Here is a 21548-nt window from a genome sequence, read left to right on the forward strand (position 1 = left end):
CCGCCGAGGCGGCGTTCCCGGTCACCGATCGCCCCGCCACCCTCGTGGTCAACGGGCCGGGGGCTCGCTGGTCGACGGGCGGGGGAGCGTGCGGGTGGCGGTGAGCATGAGGGCGGCGGCCAGCAGCATCGCCACCGCGCCGGTGGCCCACATGACGTGGTAGCCGAACCGGTCGGCCAGCAGGCCGAGCACCAGCGGGCCGAGGCAGCCGCCGGCATACACGCCGGTCTGGGTGATCGACGTGGCGGCGGCCGGGGCCTGCGGGTAGAGCCGGACCACGGCGAAGGTCATCACCCCGGGCCACGCCCAGCCCAGACCGAAGCCGAGCACCACGCCGGCCACCAGCGGGACCGTGCCGGCCACGGCGAGCAGTGCCAGCCCCACCGCGCCCACGCCCAGCATCCCGGCGATGACCGCCACGTGACTGCCGGTGCGCCGGTCGGCGAGCCAACCGGCCGACACCCGGGCCAGGACGCAGACCGCGCTGCCCAGGGTCAGCGTCAGACCGGCCAGCCCCGGATCCAGTCCACGGGCGGCGGCGGAGTCGACGAGGAAGGTGCCGAGCGCGTTCGCGGCGGCGGCGGCGAGCGTCGCGGCCACCCCGACCAGCACCAGCGGCGCCGGTGCCCGGCTCCGCCGGCCGGTGCCATCACGCCGTACCGGGCCGGCCTCCCCACCCGGTACGGCGAACAACGCGGCCACGGCCGCGCCCGCCGCGATGACGAACGCCCAGCGCCAGCCGGCGGTCAACGCGACCGCCGGTACGGCGGCACCGGCCAGCAGGGTGGCGACCGGGACGGCGGCCTGTTTCACGCCGAACGACAGCCCCTGCCGGCGGGTGGGCACGTGCCGGGCCAGGGCGGCGTTGCTGGCGAGTTGGCCGAGCGCGTTCGCGGCGGCGCTCACCGCCAGCAGTGCCACCAGAACCGGGTACGATCGCGCGGCCGTGGCCACGGCAAGCAGCGATCCGGCGGCGAGCAGGATGCCGGCCCGGGCGATCCGGGCGGGGCCGTACCGCTCGACCAGCGCCCCCGAGGGGACCGAGGCGAGCGCGCTCACCCCGAAGTAGACGGCGACGGCCATGCCCAGCCCGGTGGCGGAGAAGCCCAGCTCGGAGCCCATCTGCACGGCCAGGCCACCGACCAGGAAGACGGGCAGCACGCAGGCGACGGTGGTGGTGACCGCGCCGACGCCGACGCGTACCGGTCGGGCCGGGGCCGGGCGCACGGCGGCGGCGGGGACGGTGTCGGTCATGGTGCGGCCAACCTACCCAGCGGGGGTCAACTCCCGATGAATTCGCCGCACGGATCACAGTCGATCAACCCACGGTGTCTGTCGGTGCACACACAGTCGATGAATATCTGGCATCCTCGATCGGGCAGGCATTTCCTACGAGGCCTGTTTTTCATATGGTGTAGATCCCCGGCGGCGGAGGTGGTTGTGCGCGACCCCTTGGCGGAACCTTCCGATCTCATCCGGAGCGTGTCCCGCGCGCTACGAGTGCTCGAGGCGGTCGGTCGCGCCCCAAAGGGCCTGACCGTCAAGCAGATCGCCCGGCGCTGCGAGTTGACGGTGGCCACCACCTACCATCTCGTCCGGACCCTCGCCTACGAGGGATACGTGATCAGGCGGGAGGACGGCACGTACATCGTCGGGCTGGAGATCGCCGACCGGTACCGGGAACTGGTGACCGCCTTCCGCGGCCCCAGCGTGGTCGGTGAGACGCTGCGCCGGGCGGCCCTGGACAGCGGCTACAGCCACGTCCTCGGCCGATTCGTGGGCGGCCAGGTGGCGGTCACGGCGGTGGCCGAGGGGGCGCGTTCGCCGTACCTGGAGGATCTGATGCCCGGGTTCGACGAGGCCGCCCACGCCACGGCGCTCGGCAAGGCCATGCTGGCCACCCTCACCGCCGAGCAACGCTTCCGCTACCTGCGGGAGTACGGCATGCGTCCGTTCACCGCCACCACGCTGACCACGGTCGAGGCGTTCGAGGCCGACCTGGCCGCCGGCGACCGGCGCGGCATGCAGATGGAACTGGGCCAGTTCCGGCAGGGGGTGGCCTGCGCGGCGGTCCTCGTCGCGCCGGACAAGGACATCGAGCGGCGGGTGGTGCTCGCCTGTGCCATGCCGGCCGGGGAGCTGATGACCTCCGCCCGGGTGGTCCGCGCCAAGCTGCTCACCGTGGCCCGGACCGTCGCCGAGGGCCTCACCGCCGAACACTGAGCCCTCGGCCCGCCCCGGCTGCTCCGGCTTCCGCCCGCCCCCGGCTGCTTGGTAGCAGGGGTCCCTTGTTACCGCTTTTTGTGTAACAGGGGACCCCTGCATACACCTCAGGCGCCGATGTGGCCGCCGTCGAGGCGCCAGGTCACGACCACGCCGGGCTTGGCGAAGTCGCCGTCCGGCCAGTTCGACGCCGGGTTCTCGATCGAGGCACCGCTGATCTCACCGGGGTGCTGTACGGCCACGAAGACCGAGCGGTCGTCGGTGGTGATGAACGGGCCGCAGGCCTCCGCGCCGAGCGGCACGGTGAGGAACTGCTTCAGGTGACCCCGCTCCGGGCCCTCGACCGGCGTGGCGAAGAGGCCGTCGTTGCTGCCCAGCGCGTTGCCGTCGGTGGAGATCCAGAGGTTGCCGACGCTGTCGAAGGCGACGTTGTCCGGGCAGGAGATCGGCGAGACCTTCGTCTTGTCGTACCCGGCGAAGTAGGTCGACGGGTCGGTCGGGTCGCCGCAGACGATCGGCAGCGACCAGGCGAACGTCTCGGCCGTGTTGTCTCCCCGGTCCTCCACCAGTTCCAGGACGTGCCCGTGCTTGTTGGCGGTACGCGGGTTGGCCTCGTCCGCCTTCGGATTGCTGCCGACGCCCCGGTTGGAGTTGTTGGTCAGCGCGACGTACACCTTGCCGGTGGCGAGGCTCGGCTCGACGTCCTCCGGGCGGTCCATCTTGGTGGCCCCGACCTTGTCCCCGGCGAGCCGGGTGAAGGTCAGCACGTCGGCGGCGGTCATCCCGTCGACGTACGAGCGGTTGCCGCTGACCAGCTTGATCCACCGGCCCCGGCCGTCGAACGCGCCGTCGGTGGGGAGCTTGCCGGAGCCGTCGACCTCGTCGGTGCTGGTGTACTCCAGCTTCGCGACGTAGAGCGTGCCCGACTCGAGCAGCGTCAGGTTGTGCCGGCGCGCGTGCCAGGAGTTGCCCTTCAGGTACTTCTTGTCCGAGACGAACTTGTACAGGTAGTCGAACCGCTCGTCGTCGCCCATGTACGCCACCACGTGGCCGTCCTTGGCGACGATCACGTTCGCGCCCTCGTGCTTGAACCGGCCGAGCGCGGTGTGCTTGCGCGGCCGACCGTCCGGGTCGAACGGGTCGACCTCGACGATCCAGCCGTGCCGGTTCGCCTCGTTCGGGTGCCTGGCCAGGTCGAACCGCTCGTCGGCGCGCTCCCACTTCCGGCTGCCGGACGGGTACCGCTTCGCGGTGTCGATGCCGTACCGGGCCAGCTTCGGCCTGAGTTCCTCCGACACGGCGTCCCCGCCGACGAAGTACTGGTTGAAGTTCTCCTCGCCGGAGAGCACGGTGCCCCACGGGGTGATCCCGCCGGCGCAGTTGTTCAGCGTGCCGACGACGGTCCGCCCCGACGGGTCGGCGGCGGTCCTCAGCCACGCCGAGCCGGCGGCCGGGCCGGTCACGTCGAACTTCGTCGCCAGCGCGGTGATCCGCCGGTTGTACGGGCGGGCACCCCGGGCCACCGGCTGCCACCGGCCGGTGTCGCCGACCCGCTCGATCTCGACGACCGACAGGCCGTGTGCGGCCATCGCGGCCCGCACCTGCTCCACGGTGAGCGCGTCCTGGCTGGTGAAGCCGGGGAACATCAGGTCCTCGTTGGTGTACTCGTGGTTGACCACGAGCAGCGCGCGTCGGCCGCGCCGGTCCAGCGGGAGCACCCCGACGAAGTCGTTGTTGTAGCCGAACTGCTTCGACTGGCTGGCCCCGGTCTGGTGGCGGACGTCCAGCTCGGGCGCACCCGGCACGACCTCGTCGCCCCAGCGGATGACCACCGCGTGGTCGTAGCCGTTCGGCACGACGAAGGTGTCCAGCTTGTTCGGCGGGACGGCCCGGAAGGTCAGCGCGCCGTTGCCGGTCCGCTGCCGGGCGGAGAAGTCGGCCACCTCGGGCAGCGCGGGGGCGGTACCGCCGGCCGGGGCGGCCGAGGCGACGCCGGCTCCGGCGAGCGAGCCGCCGACCCCGAGGACGAGCGCGCCCACCGCGCCGGCCCGGACGACCCCGCGCCGGGACACCTCGGCGTTGACCATGTCGCCGAGGTACGGGTTGTCGGAGGTGTTGGGGACCGGGTGGTCGCAGGCGTTGCCGCACCGGTACAGACAGGTCATCGAGTCGCGGCTGCCGTGGCGTTTCGCGCCCAGCAGGGGAAGCAGCCGGCGTCGGTCGCTCATGGGGAGGAGCCTCCTGGAGGGTGGGTGCGCGCGCAGGACGACTCTGGGCGCGTGTCCTGCCGGACGCTAGGAGGGCTGGTTGAGCGGACGTCGGCCTCGGCGTGAACCGGACGTGAACACCTCCAGCTCAGTGAACCGATCCGGTCTGCGGCGCGTATCTTGCGGCGTACGCCCCGCTGCGGCGACTGCGAGGAGACCGCCATCAGCGACCACGACGCCCACCTGCTCCGCGCCCTGCACGACGAGCACGCCGACGCGCTCCACGCGTACGCCCTGCGCCTGGTCGACGGCGACCGGCAACGGGCCGAGGACCTGGTGCAGGAGACCCTGCTCCGGGCCTGGCGCAGTCCCGCGTCCCTGGACCCGGAACGTGGTTCGGTGCGGGCCTGGCTCTTCACCACCGCCCGCAACCTGGCCATCGACGCCTGGCGGCGGCGGTCGACCCGGGTGGGTGAGGTGGTCACCGACGCGCTGCCCGAACCACCGCCGACGGTCGACGAGGCCGAGCGGGCGGTGGAGGCGTGGACGATCGCCGAGGCGCTCTCCCGGCTCAGCCCGACCCACCGGGAGGTGCTGGTCGAGTGCTTCTACCAGGGGCGTTCGGTGGCCGAGGCGGCGGCCCGGCTCGGCGTGCCGCCCGGGACGGTCAAGTCCCGCACCCACTACGCGTTGCGGTCACTACGGTTGGTGCTGGCCGAGATGGGGGTGACGAAGTGAGGGGCTGCGAGTTCGCGTACGACGACGGCGCGTACGTGCTCGGTGCCCTCGCTCCCGCCGAGCGGGCCGCGTACGAGCGGCACCTGGCCGGCTGCGCGGACTGCCGGACGGCGGTGGCCGAGGTGGCCGCCCTGCCCGGCCTGCTCGGCCGCCTCGACGCGGCCGAGGTGGAGCACCTGGTGCCGACGCCGGAACAACCCCGGGTGCCGGCGCTGCTCGCCGCCGCCGACCAGCAGCGTCGCCGCGAGCGACGGCGGAGCCGCTGGCGGTACGCCGTGACCGTGCTGACCGCTGCCGTGTTCACGCTGGTCGTGGGCTTCGGCGTGGCCGCGTTGCGCCCTGCCGGGCAGCCCGACGACCGGGTCCGGATGGTGGCGATGCGACCGGTCGCCGGGGCTCCCCCGGTGCGTGCCGAGATCGGGTTGACCGGCACCGAGTGGGGCACCGAGATCACCATGCGCTGCGGGTACGACCCGCGTCCCGACTACGTCAAGGCGTACGTCTTCCGGCTGGTGGCGTACGGTCCGGACGGGGCGTCGGAGCAGGTCGGGTCCTGGGTGGCCGCCCCTGGCGACGAGGTCCGGTTCACCGGGGCGACCCGGTTCACCGACGCGGAACTGGTCCGGCTGGAACTGCTGCGCGCCGACGGCACCCCCGTGCTCGGCTACGACGTCCGCTGAGCCGGACGGGGCGGGGACACGTCGCGCGAGCCACCGGTCGGGTCCATGGCGTCCACGTCGGCCGGGCCCACGGCGTCCACGTCGGCCGGGCCCACGGCGTCCACGTCGGCCGGGCCCACGGCGTCCACGTCGGCCGGGCCCGCGCCGTCCACGTCGGCGGGGCCGTCCGGTGCCGCCGTGGCGCGGCGTCGGCGGGCGTGCCGGAGGGCGTCCACGGTGAACACCACCAGGGCCGCCCAGACCAGCCCGAAGCCGGCCAGCCGGGCCGGCGGCATCGGCTCGTGCAGGATCAGCACGCCGCAGGCGAGCTGGAGGGTCGGCGTGAGGTACTGCATCATGCCGAGCGCGGTCAGCGGCAGCCGGTTGGCCGCCCCGGCGAAGCAGAGCAGCGGGACGGCGGTCGCCGCGCCGGTCAGCATCAGCAGGGCGGTGTGGCCGGCCGAGATCCGGCCGAAGGTGAGCCCACCGGCGGACCAGAGCCAGGCCAGGTAGCCGACGGCGGGCAGCAGCAGCACCGCCGACTCCACGAACAGGCCCTCGGCGGCGGGCAGCCCGAGTCGCTTCTTGACCAGGCCGTACCCGCCGAAGCTGAGCGCGAGGATCAGCGCCAGGTACGGCGGGCGGCCGTAGTCGACGGTGAGCACGGCGACCGCCAGCCCGCCGACGCCCACCGCCACCCACTGCGCGGGCCGCATCCGCTCCCGCAGCACGGTCACCCCGAGCAGCACCGACACCAGCGGGTTGACGAAGTACCCGAGCGCCGTCTCCACCACCTGGTCGGTGTCGACCCCGTAGGTGTAGACGCCCCAGTTCACCGCGATCAGCGAGGCGGCGAGCGCGATCCCGGCGAGGGTGCGGGGGCGGCGCAGCAGGTCCCGCAGGACGGTGATCCGGCGCAGCGCGGCCAGCAGCAACGCGACCACGACCGCCGACCAGACGATCCGGTGGGCGAGCACCTCGACCGGTCCGGCCGGGCGCAGCAGGCGCAGGTAGAGCGGGAAGAAGCCCCACACCAGGTACGCCCCGAAGGCGTACAGGTAGCCCAGCCGGAGGGGCGTCACGACCCGGCGCGCCGGTCGAGCTGCATCCAGCGTTCCGGGTGGTCCAGCGGGCCGAAGCCGACCTTCGCGTACACCCCGTGCGCGTCGTGGGTGGCCAGCACGAGCCGGCGTACGCCCAGCCCGGTGACGTGGTCGCCGACCGCGCCGGCCAGCCAGGTGCCCAGTCCGTTGCCCCGCTCCGTCGGGTCGACGTAGACGTCGGCGAGCCAGGCGAAGGTGGTCCGGTCGGTGACCAGCCGGGCCACCGCCACCTGGACGCCGTCGCCCGGCCGGTACACCCCGAACGGCAGGGAGTTGGCGAACGCCCGGTCCACCGTCTCCCGGTCCCGCCCCATCGCCCAGTACGTGTCGGTGGAGAGCCAGTGGTGCACACGGTCCAGGTCGAGGCGGGCCGGGTCGGTGGAGAGTTGGTAGCCGTCGGCGCGGGTCAGGTTCAGCACGTCGCGAGGCTAACCCCGACGACCAGGGGGTTGAACAGCCACTTCCCGGGATGCGGCTCGCGCCACCCGGGGTGGCGGGCTCAGTCCCGGTCGAGGAGGGCGCCGAGGAGCCAGGTGACCACGCTGACCAGGAGCGCGCCGAGCACCGCCGCCGGCCAGAAGTTCTCCACCTCGAACGGCAGCCCGGCCTGACCGGCGATCCAGCTGGTGAGCAGGAAGAGCAGTCCGTTGACGACCAGCGCGATGAGACCGAGCGTCAGCAGGTAGAAGCCGCAGCCCACGGTCTTGATGATCGGCTGGAGCACGGCGTTGACCACGCCGAAGATCACCGAGACGAGGACCAGCGTGGTGACCGTCTCGGTGGTCGAGTCGGAGTTGAGGGCGATCCCGGGAATCAGGAGGGTGGCCAGCCAGAGAGCCACCACCGTGCTTCCCAACCGGATCAGCAGAGACGTCATGGCGGCGATGGTGCCACGCCCGGCCAACCGACGGAACCCGTGCGGTACGGGTCGGCGGCGACTGGGCGGACCGATCAGCGGCGACTGGGTGGGCCGATCAGCTGCGCCTCGATCGGGGTCGGAGCGATCAGCGCCCAGCGCAGCGCCCGCCGGTTCACCACCGCCACCATGTCCTCCCGGATCCGGGTCAGCCACTCTGCGGAGCCGCCCAACCCGAGCGCGGTGCCGGCCACGGCGGCCTCGGCCGGATTCAGCGGTTGCAGCACCGCCAGGTCGGCCCGGGCGAGGGCGTCACCGTCGGCCGGGGTCAGCTCGTCCCGTACGACGAGGGTGGCCTGCCAGCCCGGACCGGGCGCGGCGTCGGCGGTCACCGGGCCGGCGTCCACCACCACCAGCAGCGGGTGCAGCGGCGTGCCGGGCGCCCCGCCCGGCGGTCGTCCGGGCGGGAGCATCGCGACCGCGCCGCCCGGCACGCCCACCCCCCGGACGAACGGTTCCCAGGCCCGGGGGCGCGCGGTCTGCACCACGACCCGGGCCCCGAGCGCCATCGCCCGCAGAGCGACCAGTTGGGCGGCGCGTACCCCGCCGACCAGCACGATCCGGGTGGCCTCGGGGCGGAACACCCGCAGGGTGACCGGACCACCGTGCCGGTTCGCGCCGATCACCAGACCGGCGGTACCGAGCGGCAGTACCACCCCGTCGAGGGGCCCGGTGGTGGTCGGCCCCCCGACCCCGGCGCGGGCGAGCGGCAGCGTGGCGGTCAACCCGGGGAGCTGGTCCCCGTCGAGCCGGCGTACCTCCCCGCCCAGGCCGTCCACCAGTCGACGCAGCGCCTGCTCGGCGACGGAGAGGTCGCCGGGGGTGTCGGCGGCCACGCGTACCGACAGCTCGACCGGCACCGCCGTCGGGCCGCCGCCGCGCGGACCGGCGCAGAGCGAGACGGTGATCGCCGAGGCGGGCAGTCCCAGCAGCCGTGGCACCAGCTGCCGACCGCCCTCGGTGCGCAGGTCGGGCCAGCGCCGAAGCCGGTGGGTGGACTGGAACAGGCCGCCCAGGCGGAGCACCTGCCAGCTTTCCCGGCCCGGCTGGCCGCCGTCGTGGTGGGCCAGTTCACCGAGTACGCGCAGCGCGGCCTCCGTGCCCAGCGGGCGGGCGGTGACCGGCGCGAGACGGCGCACCACCTTGTGTACCGCACCGGAGAGGGCCCGGCGCAGCTCCTCGTCGGACCAGCCGTCCACCCGCAACGCCCGGACGGCCAGCACCGCCCGCTCGTAGCCGGGCACCCGCCCCTCGGTGAGCTGACGGTAGGAGGTCGCCACCTGGCTGCCCCCCGCCCCCGGGCCGGGTGCGGGCGTGCCGGCGAGCAGCAGCTGGATCCGCAGCGGCGGCGTGTCCGGGCCGGCCGGGGGGAGCAGCGCCGCCGGATCGGGCAGGTTCCGCTCGCCGTCACCGAGCATGCCGCCCGGGTCGGTCAGTTCGAGCAGGGCGGTCAGCCCTTCGGGATCACCGACCACCGCAGCGGGGTCGCCGGCCAGTTCGGCACCGTGGACCGAGGCGTCCGGCGCGACCAGGGCGAGCAGTGCGGGCGGGGCGGTGGCCGGCGGCAGGACCCGGCGTCGGGTCAGGTGACCGGTGGCGGTGCCCAGCCACTCGAAGAGCCACCGTCGTCGGAACCGCAGCCAGGCGACCGCCAGCAGCAGCACCGCGACCAGCACCGCACCGGCGGTGGCCGGGACACCCCGGCCGAGGGCGGCGCCGACCAGGGCGAGCGCCACCTGGGCGGCGACGACCTGTCCGGCCCGTACCCCGCGTCCGGGGCGGGACCGGCGCACGGTCCACCGGGCCGGCTGCGGTGGCCGGGACGCGGATCCGGTGCCCGGCGTGGTGGGCGTCCCGCTCCGGTCCGGGGGCCCGGTCGGGGTCGGAACGCCGGCTGCCGGGGTCGGCCGGCGGGTCGTCGCCACCGTCACCGTGCGCCTCCTCCGCCGTCACGATTACGTGGTACAGCGGCCCATGGTAGGGGTTCGGGCGACCGGGTGGAGACACTGCTCTGTCCACAGGCGACCGGGGCGGGGTAGCAGAAGCAGATGACGCCCGCTACCGTCAGCGACGAGTTCCGCTGGCCCGATCCACCATGGCCCGTCCCCACGGCGGGCGGCCGACGCGTCCGCACCGGGCGTCGGTGGGCAGCCACGACCACACGAGACGAGGTGACGTCCGGGTGTCCCAGACCCAGGCAGAAGCCGCGGTGATGCAGCAGACCGCCGCGAAGTTCGAGCAGGTCGACCAGTCGTTGCAGACCATGCTGACCCAGCTCATGGCCGAGCTGGAGGTGTTGCAGCAGGCCTGGCGCGGGGCCGGGGGCCGGTCGTTCGAGCAGGTCCGGCAGCAGTGGTCGCAGGACCAGGCGGCGTTGCAGCGGGCCCTGCGGGAGACCGCCCAGGCCATCCGTACCGCCGGCACGCAGTACGACACGTCGGACGCCGAGGCGGCCAGCCGGGTGGCCGGCACCAACCGTGGCATCCAGCTGCCGCTCTGACCGATCCGCGACTGAGGGGAAGAACTGATGGACAACGGTGTGCTGGTCGTCAACTTCGCCGCGCTCCAGCAGGCGGGCGCGGACATCCAGCGGGCGCTGAACACGCTCGACTCGCAGCTCGGCCAGTTGGAGCGGGACGCCGCCCCGCTCGTGGCGAGCTGGACCGGCGAGGCGCGGGAGGCGTACTCGGTGCGTCAGACCCGTTGGCGTTCCGCCTCGCAGGATCTCCAGGCGATGCTGCGGGACATCAAGGTCGCCGTGGACGACTCCGCCGCCGACTACCTCAACACGGAGAAGCGCAACGTCAACCTCTTCCAGTGAGACCGGGCGGTCCCGGCGGGGTGCCCCGGCCGGGACCGCGCCCGCCGGTGACGCGGTCGGGTCAGCCCGGCCGCCAGCCACGGCGGGAACCGCGCGGCACGACCACCGCGAGCAGCAGGGCGGTGACGGCCAGGGCGGCGGTCACGGCGGCGACCAGCAGGGCCCGCTCGCGGGTGTCGGCCCGCCGGGCGTCCCGCGCCAGCCGCGCCGGGTCCATCCGCTCGGCGGGGAGCGCGTCGGCCCGGCGGGACGTGCCGGTCGTCCCGGCCCCGGTCTCGGTGACCGCTCGGTACGGGTTGAGCACCCCCGCGCCGTACCCGGCCCCCCGCCCGGGAGCAGGGTCGGCGGTGGCCACGATCCGCTGCGCGATCTGGGCGGCGGTCAGCTCCGGCCGGTAGTCGCGCAGCAGGGCGGCGGTGGCCGCCACGAACGGTGTGGCGTAGCTGGTCCCCTCCGCGCGCCGGTGGCCCCGGCCGGGCGCGGCCATCAGCACGTCGCTGCCCGGGGCGACCACGTCGACATGGCCACCGACCTGCGAGAAGTCGGCCCGGAGCCCGTTCGCGGAGATCGCGCCGACCCCGATCACGCCGTCGTAGGCAGCCGGGTACGGGCGAGGGTCGCCCTCGGTGTGCAGGTTGCCGGCGGCGGCCACGACCACCACGTCCCGTTCCACCGCGTACGCGACGGCAGCGCGGACGGCCGGGTCGTCGGCGTACAGCACGACGGAGAGGTTGAGGACGTCCGCGCCCCGGTCGACGGCCCACCGGATCGCCCGGGCGAAGACCGCCGCGCTGACCGTACGCCCCGACTCCCGGCCGTCGACGACCTGCTGCTCGCTGACGCGAACCGGCAGGATGCGGGCACCCGGGGCCAACCCGCGGAAGGCGACCCCCGCCCGTGGCGCGGCGGCGATGACGCTCGCCACTCCGGTCCCGTGCCCGGCGCAGTCCCGGCCGCCGTCGTCGCCCGGGTCGAGGTAGTCCGTTCCGTCGAGCACCCGGCCGGCGAGCTGCGGGTGCCGGCGGTCCACCCCCGAGTCGATCACCGCGACGACGGTGCCCGCACCGGTCGCCAACGGGGTCAGCCGGTCGGGGGCGTACCGTAACTGTGGCCAGGGTGCCTCGGCGACCGGTCGGGTCGGCGCGAGCGGGGCGGTGCAGCCCGGTGCGGCCGAGCCCGGTGTGGCCGGGAGCGCGGCCGCCAGGATGGCGACCAGCGCGGCGGCGGCCGGACGTGGAGTCGATCGCGGCATTCGTCGCCTCCGTATCGTGTCGGCTCCGGGACGGCATGTTATCGCCCCCGAAGTCATCGACGCGGATCGCGCCGGCCAGACATTGTGATCTTGTTACTACCTTGTAGGTTGTACGCGATGCCTATGGCCTGTTCACGGGAGGAGAGGTGGCCGTGACCGACTGGGAGCCGGCTACCGAGGCCGAGGCGGCGATGCGGGACGCGCTTCGCGCCAACGACCAGGAACTCTACTTCCGGATCCTGGCCCGCACGGACCTGCTGCTGCCGATCTCCGCGGAAGCCCTGGCGGGGCAGGCCCCGATGGGTTGGGGCACCTGGACCACCAACGGTCGGACGCACGTGCTGGCCTTCACCTCCGACGCCGCCCTCCGGGCCTGCCTGGGTTCCACCGGCGGGTCGAGCCGGCGCTGCGCCTACCACGACCTGGCGGCGGGCTGGCCCAACCACGAGTGGTGGCTGGCGGTCAACCCCGGCCTGCCCATCGAGGGCTACCTGCCGGCCTGGTTCGTGTCGCAGCTCTCCCGGGGCGACGTCCGGCTACCCGGCCGTACCCTGGGCGCGCGGGCGCGTCTGGAGCAGATGGAACAGCTCGCCCGCAGCCGGGCGACCGGTGGCGAGCCGCCCGCGCCGGAGCCGCCCCGGGCGCCGCCGGCCCCGGAGCCGCCCCGAGCGTCGTCGCCGGCCCCGCCGTACGGAGCCAACCGGCCGCCCGTCGCGACGCCGCCCCGCCGGGGTCTGACCGACCAGTCCGGCGAGGCCACGGAGGCGCTCCGGATGGGGCAGCCCGACCCGCGCGGCGCGGCCGAACCCCCGTCGTCGAACGGGGCCGCCGAGCCGACCTCGAGCTGGTTGACCAACCCACGCCGCCAGCTCCGCCCGGAGCCGGCACCCCCCGACCCGGGAGCGACACCGCCGTCCAACGGCCAACCCGCCGGCCGGAGTTCGTTCTTCGATCCGGCACCGTCGGGTCGCGGCACCGGCCCGGCACCGATCTCCCCGCTGCGGGCGCAGGACCGGGCCGTTCCCCCGTCCCGGCTGGGCGAACCGGGCCGCGCCTTCCCCCGGCGGCGGCCCTACCGGCCGGACCAGGCCGGGGACGAGCCCACCCGGGCGTTCCGGTTCACCGAGTCGGCTCCGGCCGAGCAGCCCGCCCCACCGCCGAACCGGTTCCCGGCGGAGACCCCGGCGGCCGAACAGACCCAGGCGTTGCCCCGACGCCAGCCGCGACCGGACCCGGCCGTCGGTGAGCCGACCCAGGCCCTGCCCCGCCGGGTGCCGCCCCAGCCGGCCGCCGAGCCCACCCAGCCGTTGCCTCGACGGGTGCCACCGGGCGGCAGTGAGATGCTGGGTCAGGAGCCGACCCAGCCGACCCAGCCGATCCCGCAGCCTTCCGGACCGGTGCACCCCGCCGACCCGCCGCCGGTCGAGCCGGTCACCCACGCCGAGGTCGGGCAGCCCGCCGCGTCGACCGCCTACGTCGACGTCGGGCAGCCCACCGCGTCGACCGCCTACGCCGACGTCGGGACCGCCGAACCGGCGGGGTACGCCGGGCCCGAGCCGGCCCGGTCACCGTCGCCGCTGGTCATCGAGGGGACCGTCGTCGAGTCCCGCGACCTCGTCGACCCGGTACCGGCGTATGCGGCGGATCCGGACGCCGGTGCCGGCTACCCGTCGGGTACCGGCTATAAACCGGACCCGACGACCGGCCCGGCGTACGAGCCGGCGGCGTACGAGCCTGCCACGGCCGCGCACGAGCCGGCCGTGCCGGGGCACGAGCCTGGTGCTCCGGCCCACGAGACCGGCGCTGCACTTCCGCCGGAGTCGGCGTACGAGCCCGTCGAGCCCGAGCTCCGGACGGTTGCGACGGAACCGGCGGACGGAACCGGCGCCGGGGCGCTCGGTTCGCCTCCTCCGGTGTCCCCGGCGCTCGACTTCCGTCCCGCCAACGACGTCGAGGAGGAGCTGCTCGCCGCCGCCGGCACCGGCAGCACCGACACGTTCCTGTCCACCCTCCTCCTGGCCCGCGTGCTGCTGCCCGTCGCCCCCGACGCCGCGCCGGGTGCCCGCCCCGGCGAGAGCGGCTTCGTGTGGCGGACCGAGCAGCTCGACGGCGAGCCGTACGTGGTCGTCTACACCTCGCCGGAGCGGCTGGCCGACCATGTCGACACCCCGGTCGAGACGGTCCTGGTCAAGTTCGTCCAGCTCATCCGGCGGTGGCCGGACGAACAGTGGTCGTTCGCCGTCAACCCGGGCACTCCGGTCGGCGCGAAGCTGCCCGGTGAGCAGATCGTCGCGCTGGCCAACTGGGCCGCCGAGGTCGGGTTGGGCGACGACGTCGAGCCGGAGCCGGTCACCACCCCGCCGGCCGAGGAGCCGGCCAGCCCCGCCCGGTACGCCACGACGCCGGAGGACCCGAACCGCCCGCCGATGATGCAGAAGGCAATCGCCCCCAGCCAGCTCGCCTACTACCTGGACCGGGGCTACGACCGGGTCTCCGGCTTCGTGCACCGGGCCGGCGAGGTCGCCCATTTGAACACCCCGGCGAAGCTGCACGCGGCGCTCGGTCTCGGGTACCCCGACTCCCCGTTCTCCCCCGACGCGGAGGAGATCTACGTGCTGCGCTGGCCGGCGTACCGGCCGAGCCTCTACCGGATTCCGTACGGCGGGCAGAACGAGAGCGCGATGCGGGCCATGGAGGGCTGGGTGATCGAGCGGCCACCGTTCCGGGGCAACGGTTTCGCCCCGGGGGAGAGCAGCGACGTGGTGGCCGAGTTCAAGGTGGACAGCGCCCGGCTGCCGCACGGGGCGCAGCTCTGGCGGATCGGCGCGGACGGCAGCGAGCGGGTGGTCGCCACCCTGGACACCGACGCCCTGCTCTGGCGACAGGCCGGGGAGCGGTGATGCGCGACGGCTACGTGGCCCGCTGGCGCGGGCGGGAGTACCAGGCCAGCCCGGACGGCAGCGACGTCCGGATCTACCAGCCGGAACCGGCCGACGGCTTCGAGGAGGTCCGTCCCGGCCGTTACGTGCGGGTGTTGCCGGTGGACGAGGTCGACGACCTGGCGTACATCCGGACCACCTGCACCTGGCAGGGACAGCCGTTCATCGTCCTCGCCGAGCACGACGGCTGGCTACGGGTGGAGTACACCGGTGGGCGCTGGCCGGTGGCGCAGGCGATGGGGCTGGAGGTCTTCGACTTCGGGGTGTACCAGGGCTGGGCCCCGGCCAGCGAGGTCGCCGACCTGCGCGAGCACCGGATCTGACCCGGCATCCGGGCCGGTCAGGACTTCGCCCAGCGGAGGATCTCGCCGAGCACCACGTCCGGTGCCTCCAGGTGCGGGAAGTGCCCGACGCCGTCGAGCAGCCGCCACTCGTACGGGGCCAGCACGTAGCGGCCGGAACCCTGGGCGGTGCGCGGCAGCGAGGCGACGTCCTCCGCGCCGTGCAGTTGCAGGGTCGGGGTGACCAGCGGCTTCTGCATCAGCTTGACGAAGCGGTACCCGTGTAGCCGCAGCACCGAGCGGAACGCCCACCGGTACGCCTCCAGGGCGCAGAAGGCGGCCTGCGGGATCCGCATCGCCTCCCGGCAACGGGCCGCGTACGGGGCGAAGGAGGGGCTGTCCACCCAGCGCCGACCGCCCCACCGGCGCAGCATCTCCTCGACCCGGACCGCGTCGTCCCGGGTGAGCAGGTGCTCGTAGCGGGGGAGCTGGAACTTGAGCGTCGGGGTGGCAGCGCTGAACTGCCCCCGGGGGTCGGCGAAGATGCCCGCCCGCAGCCGCAGCGGGTGCGGTGCGCCGAGCACCACCAGCCGCCGGATCAGTCGTGGGTGGAACGAGGCGGCGGTCCAGCCGAGCAGCCCGCCGGCCCCGGTGCCGACCACGGTGGCGGAGCGCTCACCGAGGGCCCGGATCAGCCCGGCGACGTCGGCGGCGAGGGTGTAGCCGTCGTACCCCCGGGGTGGCTTGTCGGTCGCGCCGTAGCCGCGCAGGTCCACCGCGACGGCCCGGAAGCCGGCGTCCGCGACGGCGGGCAGCATCTCGTGCCAGGCCCACCAGAACTCGGGGAACCCGTGCAGGAAGAGGACCATCGGGCCGGTGCCGGCCTCGACCACGTGGAACCGGCTGCCGTTCGCCCCGACGAACCGGTGCGTCCACGGCCCGTCGGTCAGGACGCAGGACTCGTCGATCGGCCCGTCATGCTGGTCGGTCATGTGCGTAAGCCTAGGGCCCGGAGGCATCCGGCCTGCTCGGGCGGGTCGGGCGGACCGGGTGGGGGAGAAACGGGGACGGCGCCCGGGGCGGGTGCCCCGGGCGCCGTCGATGACCGGTCGGATCAGGAGAAGCGGACCTTGATGGAGGTCCCGTCCTGCTCCAGCACCTTGATCTTGGTGCCGGTCGCGGGGAGCTTGACGCCGTGGTTCGGCAGCTCCGGGTACCAGTACTGCTTGGTGTCGTCGAACAGCGGCTGCGCCGCCTGGCCGCGGATGTACTGCGGCTGGCTGTTGTGGTGCAGCGTGAACGAGTCCGCCTTCTTCAGGCTGAACGGCGCGTCGTAGACCTGGACACGGGACCGCCAGGGCGCTCCGGTCAGGTTGTAGATCGGCCGCGGGTGCGCGTCGATGATCATGTTCCGACCCTCACCCGGGTGCTCGAACGTGTCGTTGTCCGGCCACCGCAGGTTCCAGTACGAGATCAGCAGACCCTCCTGGTACGCGTAGTGGTCCACGTAGTCCGGGCGGGTGTTCGCGTAGCCGAAGTAGTACGGGCCGGTCTTCAGGTACTTGTCGTACTGGACGTACGAGCGGTGACCGGCGATGTAGTAGTTGTCGAACGCCCGGGTGTAGGTCGCCTCGACGGCCGACCAGCCGGCGACGGTCCAGCCGGCGGTGCCGTTCTCGGCGCCGTCGGAGAGGACGGTCGCACCGTCGGCGGTCACGGTGATGGCATCACCGTAGAAGCCGCCCGAGGAGACACCACCGTCGGTCTGGTACCGGAGCCGGAACTGCACCGTCTTGCCGGCGGCGAAGTCCATCGGGATGGCGATGTCGACCCACTGGCCGTCGCTGGAGCCGTCCAGCGCGGGGCGGCCCGGGGTGACCTCGGGAAGCGGCTGCCCGTTCACCGTGCCCGGCAGGGCGGCCCAGGTCTGTCCACCGTCCACCGAGGCCTCGAAGAACAGGTAGTCGTACCCGGCCTCGATGTTGTAGCGGCCCTTCATCGACAGCGACGCCGACGACTTCCCGGTCAGGTCGATCGTCCGGGTCATCGTGTTGTTCAGGTCGTCGTCGTTGCCGGAGAAGAACTGCTTGGTGCCCTCGAACGGCTTGCCGTTGTCGAAGGTGTAGTCCCGCTGCGGGAGGACCACCACGGCGGCCTGCGGCTTGTCGGAGTTGTACTCCTGTGGGCCGAGGGTCATGGTGCGCTTCTGCCCGGCCACGACCACCTCGTAGTCGAGCCAGCCGAGCTGGAGCTTGTTCCACGCGCCGAGGTCACCGCCGCGCTCGCCGATGCCCTCGTCACCCTTGGCGCCGAGCCGGCTCTGGGCCATCAGGGTCCAGTGCTCGTTGTTGTTGTCGCCGCCGTTGTAGAGGTTGTAGTCGTCCGGCAGGCCCAGGTCGTGAGCGTACTCGTGGTAGAAGACGCTCCGGCCGCCGTTCTCCGGCTGGATGGTGTAGTCACCGACCCAGATGCCGGTGCTGCCGATCTGGGTACCGCCGGCCGGGAAGTTCGGCGGGCCGGTGACACCCTGGTCGCTGGCGTAGGCGTACCAGCGGTGGCTCCAGATCGCGTCCTCACCCTGGTGCGGGTCGCCGTCGGCCTGGTCGCCACCGGCGTGCACGATCTGGAAGTGGTCGATGTAGCCGTCCGACTCGTTGAAGTTCCCGTCGCCGTCGTGGTCGTACCGGTCCCACTTGTCGAAGGACTTCATGTCGGCGGCGATCTGCGCGTCGGTGCGGCCGGCGGCCTTCTGGTCGGCGACCCACTGGTTCGCGGCGTCGCGGACCAGCGCCCAGACGTTGCTACAGGTGGTGTCGTCGCACGGGTAGCCGTTGGACCGGCCGTACCGGGCCTCGTTGTACTTCACCTTCACCCAGTCGGTGACGGTGCCGTCGACGGTGTACCGACCCGAGGACTGGGCCTCGTAGTACTGCTTGAGCGACTCGTCGCCCTCGCCGGTGCCGAAGTAGAGCTTGCGGAAGTAGTCCGAGCTGTAGTCCGCCTGCCAGACGGTGGAGTTGTCCACCGCGCGGTTCGGCTGGGGGATCTCGTTGCGCAGCGGACCGTCGAAGCGGGCCGGTCCCGGGGTGTCCGGGTCGGTGTCCTGGTCCGGGTAACTGGGGTGCCGGTCGTTGCCGAACTCGGCGAGGATCACGAAGATCCGGTCGGTCTGCTCGCGGGCCAGCTCGACGTACTGGTCCCGGGTCTGGCTGGCGCCGGTTGCGGACCGGGCGGACGGGCCGCCGGCGGCCTGGGTCTTGCCGACCTTGACGACGGTGCTGCCGTTGATCCGCTCGGCCTTGACCCGGCCGGAGAGGACCTCGCTGAGGCCCTCCTGGCGCAGCGCGCGCCGCTTGTTCTCCAGCGGGTTGGGCAGGTCGTGCTCGGCATGGGCGGACTCGGCGGCCGACGGGGCCGCTCCCGGCGTGCCGGCCGGGGGCGCGGCGCTGGCGGTCGTGCCAACCGTCAAGCCGGTGGCCGTCAGCGTCAACCCGAGCAGACCCACTGCGACTTTGCGCACGTGGTACCTCCGGTGTAAGGGAAACCGACCCGATCGGGGTACGGGGTCGGTGGAAGAGATCCCACGAGTGGGACCACTGTGAACATAGACACTGCTGGGACCGCTGGGAAGACGCTGACGTCGTTTTGTTGCACAGCCCGGTCCTGGATGTAAATGAGTGTCACATTCACCGTGCCCCGCCGGTACGGCACGGGGCCGGTGGCGTGATCGCCACCGGCCCCGTGGGGGAACAACCGTCAGTTGCTGATCCGCACGACCATGTCGTCGGTCGGGTTGGTGCCCTGCTCGATGATCTCGATGCGGGTGCCGGTGCCGGCCACCTTCACCGAGTTCTGCGGGTTGTTGGCGTTCCAGTAGCGGTTCGCCCCGCTGTCGCTGAACACCGGGTTCGGCTCCAGCTCCGGGACGGTGACCGGCACCCCGTTGAGGTGGAAGGTCTGCGCCGGCTTGGCGAACTTGCTGAACGTGGCGTCGTAACCGCTACGCCGGTTGGTGATGGTGCCCTGGCCCGGGACCTTGATGGCGCTCGGGCGGACGTCCACCGGCAGGTTCAGGCCGTAGCCCGGGTGCTCCGAGGTGTTGTTGTCGCCGTACGCGGTGTTCACGTACCAGACGAGCATGCCCGGCTGGACCGAGAACCGCTCCACGAAGTTCGGCCGGGTGTTGTTGAACCCGAAGTTGTAGCCACCGGTGCGGAGGTTGTCGTCGTACCCGACGTAGGTGCGGTTCTCCGCGATGTAGTAGCGCGGGTACGAGTCGGTCACCGAACCGGTGCTGCGGGTCCAGCCCCGGGCGGTCCACTCCGCCGCCAGCGTCTCGGCGTCGTCGGTCCAGGCGGTGGCGCCGCCGGAGACCAGCGAGACGTTGTCCAGGAACGCGCCGGCGAGGTGCACGCCGCCGTCGGTCTGGTAGCGGTAGCGGAACTGCACGGTCTGGCCGGCGTACGCGGACAGGTCGTAGGTCAGGTCGACCCACGCGCCGTTGCTCGAACCGTCGACGCCGGTCTCACCCGCGTCGATCCCCGCGTTGCCCAGCGCCGTCCAGGAGGAACCACCGTTGGTGGAGACCTCGGCGTAGAGGTAGTCGTAGTCCTCTTCGATGTCGTACCACGCCTTGGCCGTGATCGACGCGGACGTCGTCCCGGTCAGGTCCAGCGTGCGGGTCAGCGTGGTGTTGAGGTCGTCCGCGCTGCCGCCCCACCACTCGTACGAGCCCGCGTAGGGGGTGTTGTACGAGGTGGTCTGGGTCTGCGGGGGCAGGTTGACCACGACCGCCTGGGCCTTCGGCCCGTCGCTGTCACCGGCCGGGCCGAGGGTCACCTGGGTGGTGCCCTTGCCGTACTCCACCGTGGAGTAGTTCAGCCAGCCGAGGAAGAGCTTCGAGTACGGGTCCATGTAGCCCGGGGTCGAGCCGATGTCGTCCGTACCGTGGCTCAGCCAGGAACCGGAGGCCATCAGGCTCCAGAACCCGACGCCGTTGTCGCCGCCGTTGGTGTCGTAGTAGTCCGGCAGGCCGAGGTCGTGGCCGTACTCGTGGGCGAAGACGCCCAGACCGCCGTTCTCCGGCTCGGTGGTGTAGTCCCGGATCCACAGGCCGGTGTCACCGATCTGCACGCCGCCGGCCTTGTTGTCGCCCGGACCGGCGCTGCCGGCCAGGTTCGGGAACGCGGCCCAGCGGTGCGACCAGATGGCGTCCTCGCCCTGGGCGCCGCCGCCACCCTCCTCGCCCTCGCCGGCGTGTACGGCCTGGAAGTGGTCGACGTACCCGTCCGGCTCGTTGAAGTCGCCGTCACCGTCGAAGTCGTACCGGTCCCAGACGTCGAACTGGGCCAGGTACTCCTTGATCTGCGCCGGGGTCTTGCCGGCGGCGACCTGCGAGTCGTACCACGAGGTGGCGGTGTCCTTGACGAAGTTCCAGTAGCCGTCGGACTCGGCGATGTTGTTGCTGCCGTACCGGGCCTCGTTGTAGGGGACCTTCACCCACTCGCTGACGTCGCCGCCGACGGTGTAGCGGCCACCGGACTGGTCGAGGTAGAAGTCCGCCATCGACTCGCCGGCCCCGTAGAACAGGTCCAGGTAGTGGGCCCGGTTGAAGTCGGACCGCCACAGCGTGGTGTTGTCGTCGGTGGCGTTGCCGTCCCAGTTGCGGTCCGGCTGGGGGATCTGGTTGCGGACCGGGCCGGCGGTGCCGCCGGTACGCGGGTCCTGCTGGTCGCCGAACTCGACCAGGATCGTGAAGATCGGGTCGGTCTTCGGGGCCTGCTGGTACTCGACGAACAGGTCGTCCTTGACCTGGATGACCTTCGAGCCGTTCTTGGTCTGGAGCTTGGCCTTACCCGAGAGCAGGTCGGCGATGGCCTGCTTGCGGACCTCCCGGCGCTGGTCGGCCAGGGGGTCGGGCAGGTTGTCCCTGCGGTGCTGGGCCCTGTCGGAACCGGGGGCGGCGTCGGCGGTCGGGGCGCCGTTGGCCGGCGTCGCCGCGACTCCCGCCGCCAGCAGCGCGGCCGTGGCGGTGGCCAGGCCGGCCGTGACTCGTCTCCTCAAAGGTTCTCCTCCTTTGTGGACCTGTTACATGGCAGGGCAGCCTGTGGCGGGCACTGTCATGTGATGCGGCACTCACCCTTGCAGACGGGATGGTGCTTGTCATCCGCCAGACGTCGATGGATGGGCGTTCTACTGCTGCATCAATCAGGTAAAAAGCGCACGAAATGAGAGGGCGCCAGAAAATCTGTAACGTTACGTTTTGGCAACGATCACTTAAGGTGATCGTGGTTATGTGGTTCCCCTAGGGGAGCGTCGGGGCGAGCGAAAACGTCACATGCCGGAACGGGCGCGGCCCGCCCGGAGCAGACTGCTCCGAGCGGGCCGCTGGCGGGACGGCCGACAGCCA

At 72.8% G+C, this 21548-nt stretch carries 17 protein-coding genes; 7 read left to right on the plus strand and 10 right to left on the minus strand.

The genetic code is table 11. From position 1 onward, the window contains the following. Window positions 1-48: 48 nt before the first annotated feature. Window positions 49-1254: an MFS transporter gene (locus IGA62_RS14945; RefSeq protein ID WP_145820660.1), complete on the minus strand. Its 1206-nt coding sequence runs from the start codon at window positions 1252-1254 to the stop codon at window positions 49-51. A 186-nt stretch (window positions 1255-1440) separates the two neighbouring features. Here IGA62_RS14945 and IGA62_RS14950 point away from each other — a divergent pair, with 186 nt between their 5' ends. Beyond that, window positions 1441-2223, plus strand: a complete 783-nt coding sequence (locus IGA62_RS14950) for an IclR family transcriptional regulator (RefSeq protein WP_145820658.1) — start codon at window positions 1441-1443, stop codon at window positions 2221-2223. 107 nt (window positions 2224-2330) lie between these two features. Here IGA62_RS14950 and IGA62_RS14955 read toward each other — a convergent pair whose 3' ends face one another. After that, window positions 2331-4451, minus strand: a complete 2121-nt coding sequence (locus IGA62_RS14955; RefSeq protein WP_145820656.1) for a PhoX family protein — start codon at window positions 4449-4451, stop codon at window positions 2331-2333. 222 nt (window positions 4452-4673) lie between these two features. Here IGA62_RS14955 and IGA62_RS14960 point away from each other — a divergent pair, with 222 nt between their 5' ends. Both IGA62_RS14960 and IGA62_RS14965 read left to right on the plus strand, forming a co-directional pair. Continuing rightward, window positions 4674-5168, plus strand: coding sequence for a sigma-70 family RNA polymerase sigma factor (locus IGA62_RS14960; RefSeq protein WP_232625080.1), 495 nt, complete (start codon window positions 4674-4676; stop codon window positions 5166-5168). Further along, on the plus strand, window positions 5165-5848 hold the full coding sequence (locus tag IGA62_RS14965) for an anti-sigma factor family protein (protein ID WP_145820654.1): 684 nt from the start codon (window positions 5165-5167) through the stop codon (window positions 5846-5848). The genes IGA62_RS14960 and IGA62_RS14965 overlap by 4 nt, the downstream gene beginning before the upstream one ends. On the opposite strand, the gene rarD is transcribed toward IGA62_RS14965, so the two are convergent. The 4 genes from rarD to eccE form a co-directional block, all read right to left on the minus strand. After that, window positions 5833-6909, minus strand: a complete 1077-nt coding sequence (gene rarD / locus IGA62_RS14970) for an EamA family transporter RarD (RefSeq protein WP_145820652.1) — start codon at window positions 6907-6909, stop codon at window positions 5833-5835. The genes IGA62_RS14965 and rarD overlap by 16 nt on opposite strands. Then, the gene (locus tag IGA62_RS14975) at window positions 6906-7349 is read right to left on the minus strand and encodes a GNAT family N-acetyltransferase (protein ID WP_145820650.1); all 444 of its coding nucleotides are present in this window, start codon (window positions 7347-7349) and stop codon (window positions 6906-6908) included. The genes rarD and IGA62_RS14975 overlap by 4 nt, the downstream gene beginning before the upstream one ends. 80 nt (window positions 7350-7429) lie before the next feature. After that, a complete protein-coding gene (locus tag IGA62_RS14980) occupies window positions 7430-7807 on the minus strand; it encodes a phage holin family protein (protein ID WP_145820648.1) in 378 nt (125 codons plus the stop codon). 74 nt (window positions 7808-7881) lie between these two features. Beyond that, the gene (eccE, locus tag IGA62_RS14985) at window positions 7882-9771 is read right to left on the minus strand and encodes a type VII secretion protein EccE (protein WP_145822219.1); all 1890 of its coding nucleotides are present in this window, start codon (window positions 9769-9771) and stop codon (window positions 7882-7884) included. 257 nt (window positions 9772-10028) lie between these two features. On the opposite strand from eccE, the gene IGA62_RS14990 reads away from it, so the two are divergent. Together IGA62_RS14990 and IGA62_RS14995 are read left to right on the plus strand one after the other, a co-directional pair. Further along, complete coding sequence (locus tag IGA62_RS14990; protein ID WP_091455184.1) at window positions 10029-10346, plus strand: WXG100 family type VII secretion target; 318 nt, start codon at window positions 10029-10031, stop codon at window positions 10344-10346. Between the two features lie 27 nt (window positions 10347-10373). Then, window positions 10374-10667 (plus strand): WXG100 family type VII secretion target, encoded by a 294-nt coding sequence (locus tag IGA62_RS14995; protein ID WP_091455188.1) that lies wholly within the window; start codon window positions 10374-10376, stop codon window positions 10665-10667. 61 nt (window positions 10668-10728) lie between these two features. Here IGA62_RS14995 and mycP read toward each other — a convergent pair whose 3' ends face one another. Continuing rightward, window positions 10729-11919 (minus strand): type VII secretion-associated serine protease mycosin, encoded by a 1191-nt coding sequence (gene mycP, locus IGA62_RS15000; protein ID WP_145820646.1) that lies wholly within the window; start codon window positions 11917-11919, stop codon window positions 10729-10731. 152 nt (window positions 11920-12071) lie between these two features. Here mycP and IGA62_RS15005 point away from each other — a divergent pair, with 152 nt between their 5' ends. After that, window positions 12072-14819, plus strand: coding sequence for an SseB family protein (locus tag IGA62_RS15005; RefSeq protein WP_145820644.1), 2748 nt, complete (start codon window positions 12072-12074; stop codon window positions 14817-14819). Next, window positions 14816-15181, plus strand: a complete 366-nt coding sequence (locus tag IGA62_RS15010) for a hypothetical protein (RefSeq protein ID WP_145820641.1) — start codon at window positions 14816-14818, stop codon at window positions 15179-15181. The genes IGA62_RS15005 and IGA62_RS15010 overlap by 4 nt, the downstream gene beginning before the upstream one ends. 17 nt (window positions 15182-15198) lie before the next feature. Here IGA62_RS15010 and IGA62_RS15015 read toward each other — a convergent pair whose 3' ends face one another. The 3 genes from IGA62_RS15015 to IGA62_RS15025 all read right to left on the minus strand — a co-directional run bounded on the left by IGA62_RS15015 (window position 15199) and on the right by IGA62_RS15025 (window position 21202). Continuing rightward, complete coding sequence (locus tag IGA62_RS15015; protein ID WP_145820639.1) at window positions 15199-16131, minus strand: alpha/beta fold hydrolase; 933 nt, start codon at window positions 16129-16131, stop codon at window positions 15199-15201. A 122-nt stretch (window positions 16132-16253) separates the two neighbouring features. Then, window positions 16254-18644, minus strand: coding sequence for an immune inhibitor A domain-containing protein (locus tag IGA62_RS15020; RefSeq protein WP_145822218.1), 2391 nt, complete (start codon window positions 18642-18644; stop codon window positions 16254-16256). Between the two features lie 251 nt (window positions 18645-18895). Further along, window positions 18896-21202 carry an immune inhibitor A domain-containing protein gene (locus tag IGA62_RS15025; protein WP_145820637.1) on the minus strand — a complete coding sequence of 769 codons (2307 nt, stop codon included), beginning with the start codon at window positions 21200-21202 and terminating at the stop codon, window positions 18896-18898. Window positions 21203-21548: the final 346 nt, after the last annotated feature.

Origin of the sequence: Micromonospora sagamiensis (assembly GCF_014680085.1) — a bacterium.
GTDB lineage: Bacteria > Actinomycetota > Actinomycetes > Mycobacteriales > Micromonosporaceae > Micromonospora > Micromonospora inyonensis.